The sequence below is a fragment of the uncultured Lacinutrix sp. genome (assembly GCF_947500325.1).
In the GTDB taxonomy this organism is placed as follows: Bacteria; Bacteroidota; Bacteroidia; order Flavobacteriales; family Flavobacteriaceae; genus Lacinutrix.
Genome location: NZ_CANMRQ010000097.1, coordinates 1 through 437, shown reverse-complemented (window position 1 = coordinate 437; position 437 = coordinate 1). Strand labels below are relative to the sequence as shown.

1 protein-coding gene is annotated in these 437 nt (G+C 34.1%); it reads right to left on the bottom strand.

Features of this window, described 5'->3' with window-relative positions; all coding sequences use genetic code 11:
• Positions 1-29: 29 nt before the first annotated feature.
• On the bottom strand, positions 30-437 hold a 408-nt coding region (locus Q0997_RS20335), incomplete at its 5' end, for a T9SS type B sorting domain-containing protein (protein ID WP_299892567.1).

Genomic DNA, 437 nt, shown 5'->3' with positions numbered 1-437 from the left:
TTTTTTTATGCTTTAAAGTATTTTCTCTTCTAACGTTTAAGCGTAAAGTGAGCTTTAAAGTTCTTTTTAATAGTGGTACCTGGTTCTGTATATTCTACAGTAAACCAATAGTCACTTGTTGGCATTAAATTACCATTATAAGTTCCGTTCCATCCATCTCCTGTTGGACTTAACTGTTTTAATAACTTACCATAACGGTCAAAAATATAAATCTTTGCTTCTAATTGACTACTAATGTTATAGATATTCCACGTATCATGAATACCATCTCCATTTGGTGTAAAATACACTGGATAATCCATAACTGGTACATCCAATGACATTTCCCCACAACCATTTATATCTCTTGCCGTAATAGTTCTTGTCCCTCCTGCTACATTTGTAAAGGTGTAACTATAGCTTCCGTCACCATTAGCTGTTCCTAATTCCCAACTACC